Raw genomic sequence first — 15,940 nt, forward strand, 5'->3', positions numbered from 1 at the left:
AGACCCGACGCCTGTAGGGCGAGGGGCCGAGCGGATAGCGAGCCCCGTAGCATAGCGGCACCTGCCCGATGGCAGGGGCAGGCCCCCAAAGGAAAACGGCAACCTGGTTTGCGCACCTTCAACGGTTAGCTGTCTTCGGTACCGGTCCGCAGCCGAAACCCCACCCCATGTATGTTCTCCAGCTTAAGGTCCTTATCAGGCTTAAGGTATTTGCGCAAGCGGGAAATGAAGACATCCAAGCTCCTGCCCATGAAGTAGTCGTCTTCCCCCCACAGCTCACGTAAGATGTCAGACCGCCTGATGACCTGATCGGTTTTTTTGGCGAAGAGCAGAAGCAGGTCTGCTTCTTTTTGGGTGAGCTGCCTGCCCCCCTCCGGAGTTTCCAGCGAAAGGTTTTTGTAGTCCAGTTCAAACAAGCCTATACGGTACAGTTCGGTATTTTCGGGTATAGAGATGGCGCTCCGGCGCAGGAAGATTTCCACTTTCAAGATCAGCTCTTCAATGCTAAAAGGCTTGGTGATGTAATCGTCTGCGCCCAGCCTCAGCCCTTTGAGCCGGTCTTCTTTTAAGGATTTTGCGGTCAGGAACAGGATAGGCGTTTGCTGGTCTCTGCGCCTGATCCGCCGGGCGATCTCAAAGCCATCCACATCGGGGAGCATTACGTCCAGGATATAAAGGTCCGGCTGCAGCCCGTTGTTGGACAGTTCTAGCGCTTCCCGCCCTGTAGCACAATGAACGATATTGTACCCCTGCAGCTCCAGGTTGTCGCGGGTTACGAAACTGAGGCTCTCATCGTCCTCCACATAAAGAATTTTGGCTTTCATGGTCGTGTAGAGTTGGGCGGTCAAAAAAAGTCAGGAATCGGCAGGTTTGGCAAGGCGGCCTGCCCGAGTGCCCCAAAGCTGCTGCCACCACCCGGTGATCCCCTGCTTGGCGATGGGGATAATGAGCTCGGCGGTAGTCCCTTGCCCGGGCTGCGAGTGCAGCTGTATCTGCCAGCCTTGTGCATCGCAGATCCGCTTGACATAGAACAGCCCCAGCCCAAAGCCTTTTACTTTGTGGAGGTTGCCCGTGGGCACCCGGTAAAATTTGCTGAACACCCTGGAAAGCTGATCCTTGCTTATGCCAACACCTTTGTCCTGAATTTGTATATGTACCTTTCCGTGGCTGGCCTTGGCATAAAGGGTGATGTCGGGGGAGTCCTGCCCATATTTAATGGCGTTATCCAGCAGGTTGTGCAAGATGTTGGTAAAGTGCAGGCGGTCGGTTTCAATAACCGCCTCGTCCACGTCAATGCGGCGGTGCAGTTGCCCGCCACGTTTTTCTACCCTCACAGCCGTGCTGTCTGCGATTTGAGAAAGCGTTTCGCGTAGCGGCAAAGGCTCAAGCTTGAGGTCAAAGTTGCCTTGTTCGGCTTTAGCCAGCTGCAATACTTTCTCCACTTGGCTGTTCAGCCGTTGGTTCTGTTCTCTGATAATGTTGGCGTAGCGCAGCAGCCTCGGGTTTTGTTGTACTTCTGGGGCACCTTGGAACACATCAGCAGAGATTTTAATGGTGGAGATAGGCGTCTTGAACTCGTGGGTCATGTTGTTGATGAAGTCCTTTTGCAGTTCCGAAAGCCGTTTTTGCCGTAAAATGATGTGCATGGAGTACGCGAAAAACAGAAGGACGACCAAGAGGATGGCCGAAAAGAAGATGGAAAGCTGCATCTTGCCCAAGAGATAACCGGAGCGGTTGGGGAACTTCACGCTGAAGTAATAAGTGAATTTATCGTCCCGGGGCAGGTCGCCGAGCGCAGCCAGGTCTGGCTGTTCTGGCTTGAAGCTACAGTAGTTGCCATAGACCATCTCATTGGTGGCACAGTCGAATACGGCATACTCGAAATCGGCATAGAGGGCCAGTTTTTCGAATTCCTTTTGCAGGAAGTACTCCAAGTGCTCGTCGTCAATTTCGCTTTCGATATTGACAACGTAGTAGTTGGTAGCCCTTTGGTTGACCACATTGCGCGCGGGCAGCTCCCCGCCTGTCATATCGACTAGATCGCAGGCAACCCGGTACAGCGCCAGGCTAGCCTTCTGGCTGAACTCTTCCTCATTGATGTTCCAGGTATTGACGACCCAATAGGCCTGCATGCCAATAATGCCCGCAATTGCGATGGCGCCAAGGACAAGCACCCGGAAAATGACTGCGTTTTTCATAGTTATCGGGCCATGTGGGAATTGGGCTGCCTACAGCACAAGTAAAGCTATAGAACTGAAAAGTACCGGCTTTCCTGCACTTAATGAAATGCTTAACAGCTCATTAACAGGGCGCAGCACAAGTTGTCGCTCTTTTGGGCCTGCCCCTGCCTGTGGGCAGGTGCCGCTATGCTGCGGGGCTCGCTGTCCGCTCGGCCCTATCGGGCTTGCCACCCCTCCGCAGCGCTAGTCCGCCGTTGCCATCATGAAGCTAATGGCCTATTGGCTTGCACACCATTGATTGGTGCCGGGCGGGTGCTCTGTTCAGGCAGTTTGTATTTTTGGCCTTCCATGAGCGGGCGGAGTTTGACGCAAGTCAAATCAGATGCCCGGTGGTCAGCCTGGCCTTCTTAGCTGGCCAAGTACAGCCCAAGAGCAGTTTTCTGCCCATAAAGGCATAGGCCTTCAAGGGGCTAGCTGCGGACACCGCAAAGCGGGTACTGAACACCAAAGGATTCAGTACCCGCTCAACGCTTGTTTAGCGTATTTTCGTCTTGAAAATCAAGTGTTTGATACCCGCCTGGCCGGCAGGGCTCAGGCGCAGCCGCTACATTTGAGTGTAGCGGGCCAAATGAGCATGTAGAGAGGAAGCCATGTTCGTCAAGCATTGATTGGAAACAAGAAGAAAGCTCCAAGCAAGTGCTCAGCCCTATACCCAAAGAGGCTATTGGCCGTAGCCCGGCACCACTTGGTTCATAGGCACGCGGGCGCCATCCTGATAGGCGACAACCCAAGCATCCTTCACGCCAATTTTTTGCATATAGGACCGTAGCGCTTCGGCACTTTCTACATCAGGGAAGTGGCCGATGATGATTTTCTGTAGCCCGTCTACGACTTCAAGGTCCATATTGTCGTTATCGCCATCGAGGTTGGCAGGCACATTGAGGGCTTGGTAGGCTCCAATTTGTACGCGGAAAACCAGCCCGGACATATCGTCGCCCATGGCAGGCTGCTGCGGTTGGTTGTTCATATCCGCAAGGGCGCGGCGCAGCTCCCCGAGCTCATCCTGCAACCGGATATTGTCGCGTTCTAGCTGTGCGATTTGTTGCCGCTGATTGGCGCGCTCAGCCTCCATTTCATTTACCTGCGCAGAATACGTTGCTGCCTCCTCTCGATAGCGGTCTACATCATCGGCAAGCGCTTTTAGGGCCGCAGGGTTGCGCTTGTATTCTTTAGCTTTGTTTTTCCAGATTTTAGCGTCTTCTTTTGACAGTTCCTGCGCTTGAGAAGCCATGGGCGCCGCTAGTATGCCCAGCAGTGCTACTAAAGTCAGTAATCTCATACGATGTTTTGTTTGTGGGCCCGGGCTTCATGCCCGGAGGTATGAACAAATTATGGATTTTTTAAATCATTTGGAAGAATTGCGATGAAAAGAGCCGCTCCGCCCGGCAAATCCATAGCCATGAGCTGAATTTAAGTTTTCTTTAGCACCTGCAGCTCCTATGGCCTATCAAGCGGGTACGGCAGCCAGCGCAAACAATAGATACTCGCCAAAGAACAGTAGCCATATCTGCTGATAGAAACGGGCTATGCTCTTCCCATCTTCGAGGTTGGCCCTGTAGGCTGCATACAGCAGAAAAGCAGTAAACAGGAGGTGCCCAAGGCTGAAGAGCACCCCTTTGGCCGCTATAAGGCCGAGCATTGGCAGCGCGGCCAGTAGCCCGAACAGGGCGGCCAGGATAGCCGTACCGGTCAAGAAAACTGTCCGTACCCCCAGGGCTATGGAAAGCGTCCTGATGGCATGCGCCTCATCGCCGCTTGTATCCGGCATATCTTTGAACCAAGCAATAATCAGGCCAAAAACAAAAATAGCTGCGGTCAGCCACTTTACGAGTGGAGGGAGAACGGGAGTGCCGCCCATCAAATTGTTGAAATGTAGGAATAAAAGCAAGTTGACGATCAGCCCTCTTACCGCGATGATACAAAAGGCGGCCCAAAAAGGGAAGCGCTTTAGGCGGAAAGGCGGAAGGGAGTAAGCAGTGCCCAAGGCCAGGCTCAGCCAGACCGTCCAAGCGAGGTAGCGGCCTCCGAAAAGCGGAAGGGCAACCGCAAGCAAGAGGCTTGTGGCCACCAGATGACGGCCTGTTTTCATGGAAAAAGCGCCTGAGGCCAAGGGCAGGTAGGGCTTATTGATTTTGTCAATCTCGATATCGGTGAGCTGATTGAGCCCCACAATATAGATATTGGCGCATAAGCAGGTCAGCAGCGCGAAGGCCCAAATACCGGCATAGGCATGAAGGGGCTGCTCATTATATCCGCACGAGAGCACAAACAAAGCCGTCACGCTAAGTGTGGTGCCGATGATGGTATGCGGGCGGGAAAACCGGATGAACTGTGCCAGGGCGTTATTCATGGCCGTATGCCTTTTATAAGCCCAAACCGGATCAGCGAGCGCCGGTAGCCTTGTGTCATATAGCGCATGGCCAGGGCGCCTTGTATGGTCGGCAGCCCAGCCTTTAGCAGCCCGGCGAAGCTGCGCCCCGTGAGGGCAGAACGGATGACTGCTTTCCAGAATGGGGCCACCTGATCGCTCCAGTCGGCAGATCCAACCTGTGAAAAGCCTGCCCGCTCAGCCCCTTTCGTCAGCTCGCTCAGTGCAGGCAGGGGCGGCAGGTGGTACAGCTTGCTTATGCGGGAAAGGATGTGCTCGTCCTTCCTGTCTAGCTCTGGCGGCCTCTCCCGGTGGCACCAGGTAGCCATGATGAGCTGCCCGCCCGGGCGGAGCAGGCTGTGGAAGAGCTGGAACAAAGCGGCTTTATCTCCAATGTGCTCTGCGCTTTCAAGCGACCAGATCAGGTCGAAAGGCCCGTCTTCAGGCTGTAGTGTCATCATATCCTGCGCCCTGATCTCCACCACGTTTTCCAAGCCTGCCGCAGCATTGTAAGCTTTGCCCTTTTCTGCTTGAACAGGGCTGAGCGTACAGGCCAATACCCGTTCAGCGCCCAGCTTATGAGCCAGCAGCCTTGCGCTCCCCCCTACACCACAGCCTGCATCTAGTATAGAAGAGGCCGGCCTAGCCTCCCCCCACTGCAGCAGGGCATCGACCAAGGCCACTTGTGCCTCCTGATGATGGCCCGGTGGCTTGCCCGGTGGGTAGTAGCCGTGGTGCATGTGCTCCCCCCAAGTATCGAGCCACAAGGGGGTGGAGCGGTCGTAGAAGTGCTGTATTTTTTCGTTGAGCGTAGGCATAAGGGCGATTTATCGGATAAGGAGAAAGACAGCTAAGGCTACAGCCCCTGCAATGAAGAGCAATGCCCGCTTCTGATAGGTATTGAGGTGCTCCCTTTCCTCCGGGGGCAAGTGCCCCTGCCCGCTTATAGAAAGGCGGAGCTGCCCGATGAGTGCGGCGGGGATGAAGAAAAAGCCGGCCAAAGAGCCCAAAATGACACGCGCGCCAAGCAAGAAGCTGCGGAGCAGCCCTGGCTTTTCCGTGTTTTCGGCTTTTGGCTGTGGCTTAGGGGCAGCGGCTGTGGCCCCTTCTGGTTTTCGGCCTGCCAGGGCGATGCCATACCTGCCCTTGCCTTTTGCCCAGTTGGGCTTGACGTAGCAGGCTTCCAAGTCTGTGAAGCCCGCTTCGCGGAACCACTTCCAGTAGTCAGCTTCCGGGGGGAAAAGCATCCAAAGCCGTGCGAGTATCCGCCCCGCCGGGTGTACCGGTTCTAAAGGTCCAATCATAAGGGCCCATCCCCCAGGCTTTACTACCCGGAAGGCTTCTCGTATGCCCTGGGCCGGGTCTGGCCAGTATTCGATACTGCCAGCCGAGACGTAGCGGTCGAAGCTGTGATCAGGGAAAGGCAGGTGCTCTGCATCGCCCAGCAGGAAGGTGCAGCCCTGTAGGGCCGGCTTCGCTTTGGCATGTGCCATCTGATGCGGGCTCTGGTCAAGGCAGGTCACCCGCTGCGGAGGTACATGCTCCACAATCCCTTCTGTGGTAAAACCTGTGCCGGAGCCCACATCAATTACGGTTATGCCTGGCTCGTCGAGCTTGCCAATAGCAAGAGATTGCCGCCGCATAGGGACGGTCCAGAAAAGAGGGTTGACCAGCTTATCATAAAAAATGGATAGGAACCGGTAAAACCAGTAAGCTTCTTTTTTGTGCTGCACCAATTGCATAGGGTCAGGTTTAAAGAGGTAAAGGGATCAGGCAGGCTGTGCAGCAGGCTCAGCGGGCCGGTGAGTAATGGTCGTGACCGGGCAGATGTCTTCGCAGATCATGCAGGCGATATCGCAGGGGCGGTCAGTAGCAATGGTATCAAAAGGGCTAATGAAGCCTGCTTCTTGAGGGCATACGGCTACGCAGGCGCCACAGTTGATGCAGGCGTTCCAACCAATATCGAATATAACAGGTGCTGGTTTGGGCATGGTCTGAGGTTAAATTTTCTTGTATTCTGAATTGGGGCTGAAATAATCGGACATGGTGCGGTACAAGCGCTCATCGCGTAAGGGGATATCGGCCTCTCTGAAGATGCTTGATTTTTCTTCGTACAGCTTCCACATCTTATGCCCCAGCTGCTCTAGCCAGGCATCCTGATAGCCTTTTAGGGCCTGCTCATGAGCCGGCTGCCCGCTTTGGATGAGCTGGCAAAGGAAGGTAGCCGGAATTTTGCCACCGCTCAGGGCTGTGTGTATCCCCCCGCCAGTTATGGGGTTGACGTGCCGGGCGGCATCGCCTACCAAGATGAGGTAGTCGGCATATTGTTTGCGCAAAGGCGCAGCGAGCGGCACGCCTCCGCCTTGCACTTCAAGGATGCGGGCATCTGCAAACCGCTCCTGGAAAAAAGAGCTTTTCATAAATTGGCCGAGGAACCATTGAGCATTCTGATGGCTTTCCGTCATGGTACGGGCTACGCCAAGCCCTATCTCTGCGTACCCATGACCTTTGGGGAAGACCCAGGCATAACCGCCAGGTGCCCACTGATGGCCGGTGATGATCTCAAGGAGCCCTTCCGAAGGCACCCCGTCCACTACGAATTGTAAGCAGCTGGCCAGCTCATTGAGCTTGATGTGGGTACGCAGCCCAGCCCAACGGCCCACCTGTGATTGCAGCCCATCGGCGCCCACCAAAGCTTTTGCCTTGACCTGAATATCCTGATTGTATCGCCTCAGCCGCACCAGGCAGCCCCCCTCGCCGTCTTTCTCATAGCCGAGCCCCTCTGTTTTTAGCCATACCTCTGCCCCAGCCCGTTCAGCCAGCGTCATCAGGTAGCGGTCAAAACGGCGGCGGTCTACCACGTAGCCCAAAGGCTTCTGCCCAGCCCCAGGCCCGTACTCCCCAGGCTTGAGCCGCCGATAATCAATAGTGGTGCGCTGCCCATCCTGATTGTATATGGCAAACCCATAGATGGGCTCTTGTATGTACTCATCGGCAATTGGCAGGCCCACTTCTTCGAGCGCATGCCTGCTGACCGCCCCAGAACACTGTATCGGGGCACCGAGCTCTTGCCTTTTGTCTACAAGGAGGACCGTACAGCCAAGCTGTGCTGCAATACGGGCCGTGGTAGCCCCTGCGGGGCCAGAGCCGATAACAACAAGGTCGTAGGAGAATTGGTGAGGCATGGGAGGATTGTGGGTTGTCCCGTCAGCGCCATGCTCGGGGCACGCAGGTGCTGTATGGGGGTAATGAGGAAAAACACCGTGCTTTTAGGCAGGGCGCCCGCCACAATTTAACCAGAAGGTACGGCAACTGTTGAACATTTTGCCCTAAATATTGCTCTTCAGGCAGATACATGGCCTTTCCAGCCTTTTTATGATAAAAAAGAAGAAAAAGATGTGGACGGAATCCGACAACCGCTTAAGAGCAACCTTCAAGTTTGAGCGTTTTACTCAGGCATTCAGCTTTATGACAGAAGTGGCTTTCGCGGCAGAGCGCCTACAGCACCATCCTGATTGGCACAACGTCTATAATACGGTAGATTTTGCCTTGAGCACCCACGATGCAGGCGATGTAGTGACCGATAAAGACCGGGAGCTGGCAAAGGCCATTGATGCCATCTACGCCCGCTACCGTTAGCAGGCCCAAGGGGTTTAAACCTAAATGGCCTTTCTTTGTTGTCTTTCGTTATAAAAACAAAAGTGCCCAGGCTTTGAACCGGGCTTCCCAAATCGTTAATACCAAGACTCAGTAGCTGTACGGGCCCGGACTTGCCGGATACGCCCGCTTATTGCCCAATACCCTGACCTATAAAGCCTTTTGCAAAGCAGTATGCGAACTGCTGTTGCTCATTTACTCATGCTCTGCCCATGCTGCGCGCACTGGGCATTAACAAAACCAGGGAATTATGCAGACGCCCGTAAAAATAGGTATTGATGATATGGCGGCTTACATCCCGCAGCTTTACCTGCCCATTTCAAGCTTAGCAGATGCCCGCGGCTTAGAGTACCCTAAATTGAACAAAGGGCTTGGCCTGGAAGCTATGTCTGTGGCAGATGCTCACGAAGATGTCGCGACGATGGCTGCCAACGCTGTGCTAGCCCTCATCCGCCGTAACGGCCTGTTGCCTTCACAGATTGGCCGCATTTATATGGGGACAGAAAGCGCTCTCGACGGGGCTAAGCCTATGGCTACTTATGTGCTCGATATGCTGACGCAGTATTTTGCGGAGGAGCATGGGCCGGATTGCCTACTGCATTGTGATGCGGTAGATCTGACTTTCGCTTGCATTGGTTCGGTAGATGCCCTTCAGAATACGTTGGATTGGGCAAGTGCAGACCCTTCCCGCATCGGGATAGTTGTGGGCTCAGATGTTGCCCGGTATGAGCTGGGCTCTGGAGGGGAATATACTCAAGGGGCCGGTGCAGTGGCTATGCTGGTCCGGCACAACCCCCGCCTGTTGAGTTTTCACGAGACTTGGGGCGTCGCTACCCGGCCGGCACACGATTTTTTCAAGCCCGTACGGGCGTACTCCAAAACAGAGATCGTTGCGGAGGTGTTGCGCCTCGCTGGGCTGCCGGAGTCGGATGCCGATCGGGTGCTCAGCAAGCTGGAGCATAGTGCTGAGGGCGGGCTGCTGTCTCATTGGGATGAAGCGGTACAGGTACACCGGGACACTCCCGTTTTTGACGGCCCTTACTCCAATGACTGTTATCAGCAGCGTATCACAGAAGCGCTGGCCGATTATTGTGCGAAATCGGGGCAGGCTGCTCAAGAGCCTGTGATTGACGACTGGCACCGGCTGGTCTTTCACTTGCCGTATGCCTATCAGGCGCGGCGCATGTTCTCCGAGGTCTTTGTCAGCGAAAGCCAAAAGCGGGGCGATTGGGAGCGGACAGTGGCCGAGGTGGGCGCAGATATGCCACAGGCTGCTGATTTCGAGTCGGGCGAAGCTTACCAAAAAGCCCGTTCGGGCTACTTGCGCAGTGTGACCAAGACAGCGCGTTACCGCAACTTCGTAGCCGAAAAGATCGAGAAAGGAGAACGCGCATCCTCCTTGGTTGGCAACCTCTATACTTCCTCCGTCTTTCTAGCCTTAATGAGCACCCTGGAGGCAGACCTGCAAGAGGGGAATAAACTCTCAGGGGAAGCGTTTGGCTTTTTTGCCTATGGCAGCGGCTCCAAGTCCAAAGTATTTACTGCAACAGTAGAGACCGGATGGGAAGAAGTTGCCCGTCGGTTTAAACTGTCGGAGCGTTTGCAAGGCCGCACGCTCATCTCATCTGAGCAGTACGAACGCCTGCACCGTGGGCAACAGCAGGAGAGTGTAGCGCCCCCGCAGGGCAGCTTTTTCCTCAAAAATGTTATCCGGGAGAAAGGTGTGCGGGAAGGGCTGCGGGAGTACGCCTGGCAGAAGCGCGTAGCCGAGCCGGCTACGGCTGTACGCTAAGTGTATGTTTGGAGCCGGTCCCTTTTGCCGATCAACGCTTGATGAGCCTGGCTTCCCCCCTATTTTTTCATTTAGCCCACTGAGTTCAAGTGCAGCGGCTTCGCCAGAAGCCTGCCGGCTATGCTGTTACAGCAGGCGGGCATAAACGCTTGATCTCCAAAATAGAGCTGCTCCAGGCTAGCACTAAGGGCGCAAACCAGATTGTCGCTTTTTTTGGGGCCTGCCCCTGCCTGGCGGCAGGTGCCGCTATGCTCCGGGGCTCGCTGTCCGCTCGGCCCTATCGGGCTTGACACCCCTGCGCAGCGCTAGGCCGGCTCTATCCCAAAGCCGACAAGGCTAAACACTAGCGACATTTTGGGTTACCCCCAATGCTAAAAGCCTTATCTTTAGGGGGGCTGCCGGGCTTTTGGCCCGGCTGGCCTTTTCAAGGCAGGATATGGATATTTTTTTGAAAAGCATTTCAATCATCGGCCTGGCCTTTCTGGGGGGCTACCTGCTGCTCTTAGGGGCCATCTGGGCCGGGCAGGAGGCCATCATCTTTCAGCGGGAGGAGCTGCCATTGGATTACCAATTTTCTTTTTCCGGGGCATTCCGGGAAGTACAGTTGCCTGCTGCTGATGGCACAGGGCTGCACGGGCTGCACTTTATGGCCAGGCAGCCTGCCCGCGGGGCAGTGCTTTACTTTCATGGCAACCGGGGCAGCCTTAGCCGGTGGGGGGCAGAGCATACCGTTTTCACCAGCCGGGGGTACGATGTGCTCATGCCTGATTACCGGGGATATGGAAAAAGTGGCGGCCGGCCCTCGGAATGGGCGCTCTACCAGGATGCCGCTGAATGGCTGAGCTGGCTAAAGGGGAGGTACCCTGCGGATAGCATCACCATCTATGGCAGGTCTTTGGGCACGGGGCCTGCTTCCTGGCTGGCTGCACAGGACCGCTGCCGCTCGCTCATCCTTGAGACGCCATTTGATGAAATGCCGCATGTGTTCGAGTCACAAGTCTTCCTGCCCTTGCCCAAGGGGGTGTTCCGGCATCGTTTCCCCAATGCTGAATGGCTGCCCACTGCCCGCTGCCCGGTCTACATCATTGCGGGCTCTCGGGACAAACTGACACCCCTGTATCTGGCCCGGCGGTTACAGCCCTTGCTGAGAGCGCCCTCGGATTTTTTTCTCATCGAGGGCGGAGGGCACCGCAATTTGCCACAGTTTGCAGAATATCAGCTGGTGCTGGACGCGCTTTTTTGATTTAATGCCTTTGGACATTTACCTTTGCGTTAAACTTCACGGGCGTTCAACCGCCTGGCCCAAAATTGCAGGAGTGCGCACCACCTTATGAGCAAAAGAAATAAGCTGCAGAAATTTGCAGAACTACTGTCCTACCCCAATGTATACGAAAACTTCAACCCTATGGCCCCTCAGCTGACGGGCATCAATGGGGAGCCTGTTGAAATGAAGGGGCGCTGGAGCGAAAAGCATTTTCATAACGACAACCCTATCGTGCTGGAGCTGGCTTGTGGGAGGGGAGAGTATACCTTGGGCATGGGGCGCATGAGCCCCAACCGCAATTTCATCGGGGTAGATGTCAAAGGGGCCCGGATCTGGAAAGGTGCTGGGGCCGCATTGGAGGAGAACCTGGAGAATGTAGCCTTCCTTCGTACACGCATTGAGCAGCTGAGCTTATTTTTTGAGCCTGGGGAGGTCAGCGAGATTTGGATCACCTTCCCCGATCCTTTCCTGCGCGAGAGCAAAGCCAACCGCAGGCTGACAGCCCCCCGGTTTTTGGATACTTATAAAAAACTCCTGCGCCCAGATGGGCTTATCCACCTGAAAACGGACGAGCCCAATCTTTATGAGTTCACGTTGGAAGTGCTGGGCGAGTACGAAGGCGCAGAGATTGTATACCAAGACGACGACATCTACTCCAAAGAGCTGCCGATGGAGGAGCTGGAGCTGAAAACCTACTACGAGCGCATGCACCTCCGGGAGGGCAAGACGATCAAGTACGTACGGTTTAAGCTGAGGCAGGGCGCGCAATAGTGCACAGGGCGCAAGCGGAGGCGCACAGGGATATGTGTGCTGTGCTTACCCTGCTGAGCTGGGCATAAAAGCCTCAGGCTTTGTCGGCCTTGTAAAGGCATTGGCCTAGTGCCTCAAGCCATAAATCCTTGCCACCCCAAGTTTCGTTCTTTTCCGCCTACTCTTCGTTAAAGAACCGCTCCTTTAGCTCGGGCTAAAGTCGCGAACCTTCGCCTTGATTAGCCGGAAAACAACTTCAACTTAAGTATCAGAGATTTATGTCTTAAGCCACTAGCGCTGCGCAGGGGTGTCAAGCCCGATAGGGCCGAGCGGACAGCGAGCCCCGTAGCATAGCGCCCCCTGCCGCTAGGCAGGGGGAGGCCCCTATCCTTACGGAGGGGGCAGGCCCATCTCATTGGGCAGGGGGCAAGCCCCAAAAACGATGATTTGGGCTGCGCGGCTGAAGGGTTGAGCACGGCCTACTTCCCTGCCAGTTTCTTGATGGTATCTTCCAGTTCGTACTCATCTCCGGGCACATAGCCGTTGTGGTTGTACACAATATTGCCGCTCTGGTCGAGGACGAAGGTCTGAGGGATGGTCTGGAAGTTCAGTGCATTGCGCAGCTGCTGATTGGGGTCTGAGAGGATGGCGTAGGTCCAGCCTTTGGATTCTACCATGGGCTTCACCTTGGCCAGGGCCCGTTGGGTGTCTATGGTCACGGCAACAAGTTCAACATCGTAGTCCTTCTGCCAATCTGGGTAGAGGTCAGCGATGGCGTCAAGTTCTTTTTTGCAGGGAGAGCACCAGGTAGCCCAAAAGCTGAGGATGGTGATTTTACCGTTGTCGGCGTAGGTTTTGATGTCAATCGATTGCCCGTCGAGGGTTTTGACTTCGACAGAAGGCAGTGTTTTGGTGGATTGGGCGCCGAGCTGTACGGCGAACGAAAGCGCTAGGGCGAGGGAGAATAGGATCGATTTTTTCATAGGTATTAAGATGAATTTGACGTGGTGAGGCCGGGAGGCCCCGGCGGTTTTGCAAAGGTAAGCAAAGCAGGCAGTTGTAGGCCAGGGCAATCTATGCCCAGCTTTGTTTTTTGCCTGACTATATTTGCATAAAATTTTATTTTCCAGCGAATTCGCAGGATTATTGTGGCACCTGGCGCTAAACCCCCATTTTGGACGTCAAAGCCAGGCTACCAATTAACAGGTTTTTGAAAAGGCATGGTGCCTTTTTGTCAGACCTTAACGGAACTTTAAATAAGATGAACCTATTGCAAAATAGCTCGCTCCGGGTGTTAGCGCTCCTACTGTCGCTATCGCCGCTCTCTACCCTTTTCAGCCAGGATGGCGGCATTTTATCCGGCAATCTGGAAGCCAATGGCAACTTTTTCATGCGGGACAGCCTGATCGGGGCGGCCAATACCCCGCAGTACGACCGGCAGCTGTACGGGGCAGATGCCTGGCTCAACCTCTCTTACAGCAATTGGGGTTTTGATTTCGGGCTCCGTTTCGACCTGTTCAACAATTCCAACCTGCTCAACCCCACGGGCTCTTTTACAGACGAAGGGATTGGGCGGTGGTTTGTCCACAAAAAAATTGATAAGCTGGATATTTCTGTCGGCTACCTTTATGACCAAGTGGGCAGCGGCATTATTTTCCGGGCTTTTGAGCAGCGCCCGCTGTTAATAGACAATGCGCTTTTCGGTGCCCGCCTGGCTTACGATATAGGCGAAAACTGGCAGGTCAAGGCTTTTACTGGCCGGCAGAAGCAGCAGTTTGATATTTATGAGCCGGTCATAAAAGGAGGGGCGATAGACGGCTACCTCAGCTTAGGGCAGGAAGGGCGCAATTGGGCCATGGCCCCCGGCGTTGGGGTCGTCAACCGCACCCTTGATGATCAGTCGATGAATGCAGTGGTGGCTACGATCAACACTTACACGAAGGAGGATGCTTTTGTGCCGACTTACAATACGTATGCTTTTTCTGCCTACAATACCCTTTCTGCCGGGCCATGGACCTGGTACCTTGAAGGGGCTTACAAAACGCCCGACAACCTAACGGACCCTTTTGGGGAGTTTGAGCTGTCCGACTCTTCTGTGGTGGTAGGCGAAAAGCTGTATAAAGGCAGTGGCACCGTAGTGTACTCCAGCCTGAGCTACGCACAGAGTGGGCTTGGGGTAACACTGGAAGGCAAGCGCACAGAGAATTTCGATTTCCGGGTACGCCCACAGGAACAGCTCAACCGTGGGCTGGTCAACTTCCTGCCGCCCATGGCCCGGGTCAATACTTACCGCCTCACAGCACGCTACAACGCGGCTACTCAGTTTTTAGGGGAAATGGCAGTACAGGCAGATGTGCGCTACAACTACAAGCGCAAAGTAGGCGTGAATGTCAACTTCTCTAATATCACAGATCTAGACAACAACCTCCTCTACCGCGAGCTTTACACCGAGCTCACCTACAAATACAAGCGCACTTGGCAGTTCCTGGCCGGGCTTCAGGTACAGCGCTACAACCAGGAAGTCTTCGAGTTTAAACCGGATGCACCTATCGTAGAGACCCTTACGCCCTTCTTCGATGTGCTGTACAAGTTCTCCCGCCGGAAGTCTATCCGTTTTGAAGGGCAGGCTATGCTTACCGGAAAAGACAGCAAAGGGCAGCGCCATGATTATGGCAACTGGCTCTTTGGCCTTGTGGAGTTCAGCATGGCGCCTCACTGGACGTTTACCATATCAGATATGTACAACGTGGGGCCGGGCAAAAACTCCCCGGTAGACGATAGCGGAGAGAAGGCTGCTCTGCACTACCCACGCTTCGATGTTTATTACACCCACGGCTCCAACCGCTTTTCCCTTAGCTATATCAAGCAGGTAGAAGGGGTGGTGTGCACGGGTGGCATTTGCCGCCTCGAACCCGCATTCAGCGGGGTGCGTTTTACACTTAATTCCAGTTTTTAAACCTGATAAGCGCCCAATATGAGATTGTTACTTACCCTTTCTGTGTCCGCCCTTTTGTTTTGGGGGTGTGAAGAAATCAGCCCGGTCATCAACCCGGTCATGGAGTCTGAGAATGTCTGTGAAGCACCGCAAGCCATCACCGGGCAGAGCCGGCAGGTGCTGGTAGAAGAGTTTACGGGTGTGCGCTGTGTCAACTGCCCGGCGGGCAGTGCGGCATTGGAAGACCTCAAAGGCCAGTACGGCGAGCAGTTGGTCGCGGTCTCCATTCATGCAGGCTCTTTCGCGCCCCCTTATCCCGAGAGCGTTGATACCCTGCGCACCGTAGAAGGGGAGGCCATCCTCAGCTTTTTGGGCGAGCCTTTGGGCTACCCTACTGCAGTGGTGAACCGCAAGAAGTTCCCCGGCGGGTTCAACCTGCAATTGCCCCGCAATGGCTGGGCAGGGGCTATTGAGCAGGAGCTACAGGAAGCGCCCCGGGCACTGATTGATATCAATAACACTTATGATGCTGCAACTCGTACGCTCGACGTTTGCATCACCCTTGAAATGGCAGATGACCTCAATGCGGAGGAGTCGGTCTTTCTCACTGTGATGTTGACCGAAAATGATGTGGTCGATTTGCAGCTGACGCCGGAGAGCTCCGAGCCAGACCCTAACTATGTGCATAAGCATGTACTGCGCACCATGATGACTACCCCAGCTGGCAATCTGCTGCAAGAGGATTTGTCTGCGGGGGCATTTGTGCAGAAGTCTTATTCGGTTGAGCTGCTAGAAAAGTGGGATGCTGCCAATTGCCATGTTGTAGCCTTTGTACATCTCGGTGGAGAAACGAAGGCCGTCCTGCAAGCAGCGGAGGAGCCACTATGAATAGCTTGATATTGTAGGGCTAGCTCTGCTCTAATTGGAGATGGTT

The 15,940-nt window shown here is 54.7% G+C and carries 15 protein-coding genes; 6 read left to right on the plus strand and 9 right to left on the minus strand.

Translation table 11 applies throughout. The features are described 5' to 3' along the window. Positions 1 to 125: 125 nt before the first annotated feature. The 8 genes from FRY97_RS03800 to FRY97_RS03835 form a co-directional block, all read right to left on the minus strand. Positions 126 to 824 carry a response regulator transcription factor gene (locus tag FRY97_RS03800; RefSeq protein ID WP_147166100.1) on the minus strand — a complete coding sequence of 233 codons (699 nt, stop codon included), beginning with the start codon at positions 822 to 824 and terminating at the stop codon, positions 126 to 128. 30 nt (positions 825 to 854) lie between these two features. Further along, positions 855 to 2,198 carry a sensor histidine kinase gene (locus tag FRY97_RS03805; RefSeq protein ID WP_147166101.1) on the minus strand — a complete coding sequence of 448 codons (1,344 nt, stop codon included), beginning with the start codon at positions 2,196 to 2,198 and terminating at the stop codon, positions 855 to 857. A 703-nt stretch (positions 2,199 to 2,901) separates the two neighbouring features. Then, a complete protein-coding gene (locus FRY97_RS03810) occupies positions 2,902 to 3,519 on the minus strand; it encodes a coiled-coil domain-containing protein (RefSeq protein ID WP_147166102.1) in 618 nt (205 codons plus the stop codon). 168 nt (positions 3,520 to 3,687) lie between these two features. After that, positions 3,688 to 4,590 (minus strand): homogentisate phytyltransferase, encoded by a 903-nt coding sequence (locus FRY97_RS03815; protein ID WP_147166103.1) that lies wholly within the window; start codon positions 4,588 to 4,590, stop codon positions 3,688 to 3,690. After that, entirely contained in the window at positions 4,587 to 5,426 is an 840-nt protein-coding gene (locus FRY97_RS03820) for a methyltransferase domain-containing protein (RefSeq protein WP_147166104.1), read from the minus strand. Before FRY97_RS03820 ends, FRY97_RS03815 begins: the two co-directional genes overlap by 4 nt. 9 nt (positions 5,427 to 5,435) lie before the next feature. Then, positions 5,436 to 6,350: a methyltransferase domain-containing protein gene (locus FRY97_RS03825; protein WP_147166105.1), complete on the minus strand. Its 915-nt coding sequence runs from the start codon at positions 6,348 to 6,350 to the stop codon at positions 5,436 to 5,438. A gap of 27 nt (positions 6,351 to 6,377) precedes the next feature. Beyond that, positions 6,378 to 6,599 carry a 4Fe-4S binding protein gene (locus FRY97_RS03830; RefSeq protein ID WP_147166106.1) on the minus strand — a complete coding sequence of 74 codons (222 nt, stop codon included), beginning with the start codon at positions 6,597 to 6,599 and terminating at the stop codon, positions 6,378 to 6,380. A gap of 9 nt (positions 6,600 to 6,608) precedes the next feature. Continuing rightward, on the minus strand, positions 6,609 to 7,793 hold the full coding sequence (locus FRY97_RS03835; RefSeq protein WP_147166107.1) for an NAD(P)/FAD-dependent oxidoreductase: 1,185 nt from the start codon (positions 7,791 to 7,793) through the stop codon (positions 6,609 to 6,611). 211 nt (positions 7,794 to 8,004) lie between these two features. Between FRY97_RS03835 and FRY97_RS03840 the strand changes: the two genes are divergently transcribed. The 4 genes from FRY97_RS03840 (at position 8,005) to trmB (ending at position 12,092) form a co-directional block, all read left to right on the plus strand. Next, positions 8,005 to 8,247 carry a 4a-hydroxytetrahydrobiopterin dehydratase gene (locus FRY97_RS03840; protein WP_147166108.1) on the plus strand — a complete coding sequence of 81 codons (243 nt, stop codon included), beginning with the start codon at positions 8,005 to 8,007 and terminating at the stop codon, positions 8,245 to 8,247. 268 nt (positions 8,248 to 8,515) lie between these two features. Next, the gene (locus FRY97_RS03845) at positions 8,516 to 10,057 is read left to right on the plus strand and encodes a hydroxymethylglutaryl-CoA synthase family protein (protein WP_147166109.1); all 1,542 of its coding nucleotides are present in this window, start codon (positions 8,516 to 8,518) and stop codon (positions 10,055 to 10,057) included. A gap of 436 nt (positions 10,058 to 10,493) precedes the next feature. Then, positions 10,494 to 11,300: an alpha/beta hydrolase gene (locus FRY97_RS03850; protein ID WP_147166110.1), complete on the plus strand. Its 807-nt coding sequence runs from the start codon at positions 10,494 to 10,496 to the stop codon at positions 11,298 to 11,300. 87 nt (positions 11,301 to 11,387) lie between these two features. Further along, a complete protein-coding gene (gene trmB / locus FRY97_RS03855) occupies positions 11,388 to 12,092 on the plus strand; it encodes a tRNA (guanosine(46)-N7)-methyltransferase TrmB (RefSeq protein ID WP_147166111.1) in 705 nt (234 codons plus the stop codon). A gap of 458 nt (positions 12,093 to 12,550) precedes the next feature. Here trmB and FRY97_RS03860 read toward each other — a convergent pair whose 3' ends face one another. Next, positions 12,551 to 13,054, minus strand: a complete 504-nt coding sequence (locus FRY97_RS03860) for a TlpA family protein disulfide reductase (RefSeq protein ID WP_147166112.1) — start codon at positions 13,052 to 13,054, stop codon at positions 12,551 to 12,553. Between the two features lie 278 nt (positions 13,055 to 13,332). On the opposite strand from FRY97_RS03860, the gene FRY97_RS03865 reads away from it, so the two are divergent. Then, positions 13,333 to 15,027 carry a DUF6029 family protein gene (locus FRY97_RS03865; protein WP_147166113.1) on the plus strand — a complete coding sequence of 565 codons (1,695 nt, stop codon included), beginning with the start codon at positions 13,333 to 13,335 and terminating at the stop codon, positions 15,025 to 15,027. An 18-nt stretch (positions 15,028 to 15,045) separates the two neighbouring features. Continuing rightward, complete coding sequence (locus tag FRY97_RS03870; RefSeq protein WP_147166114.1) at positions 15,046 to 15,894, plus strand: Omp28 family outer membrane lipoprotein; 849 nt, start codon at positions 15,046 to 15,048, stop codon at positions 15,892 to 15,894. The last annotated feature ends 46 nt before the right edge of the window (positions 15,895 to 15,940 follow it).

Origin of the sequence: Phaeodactylibacter luteus, assembly GCF_007993045.1 — a bacterium.
In the GTDB taxonomy this organism is placed as follows: domain Bacteria; phylum Bacteroidota; class Bacteroidia; order Chitinophagales; family Saprospiraceae; genus Phaeodactylibacter; species Phaeodactylibacter luteus.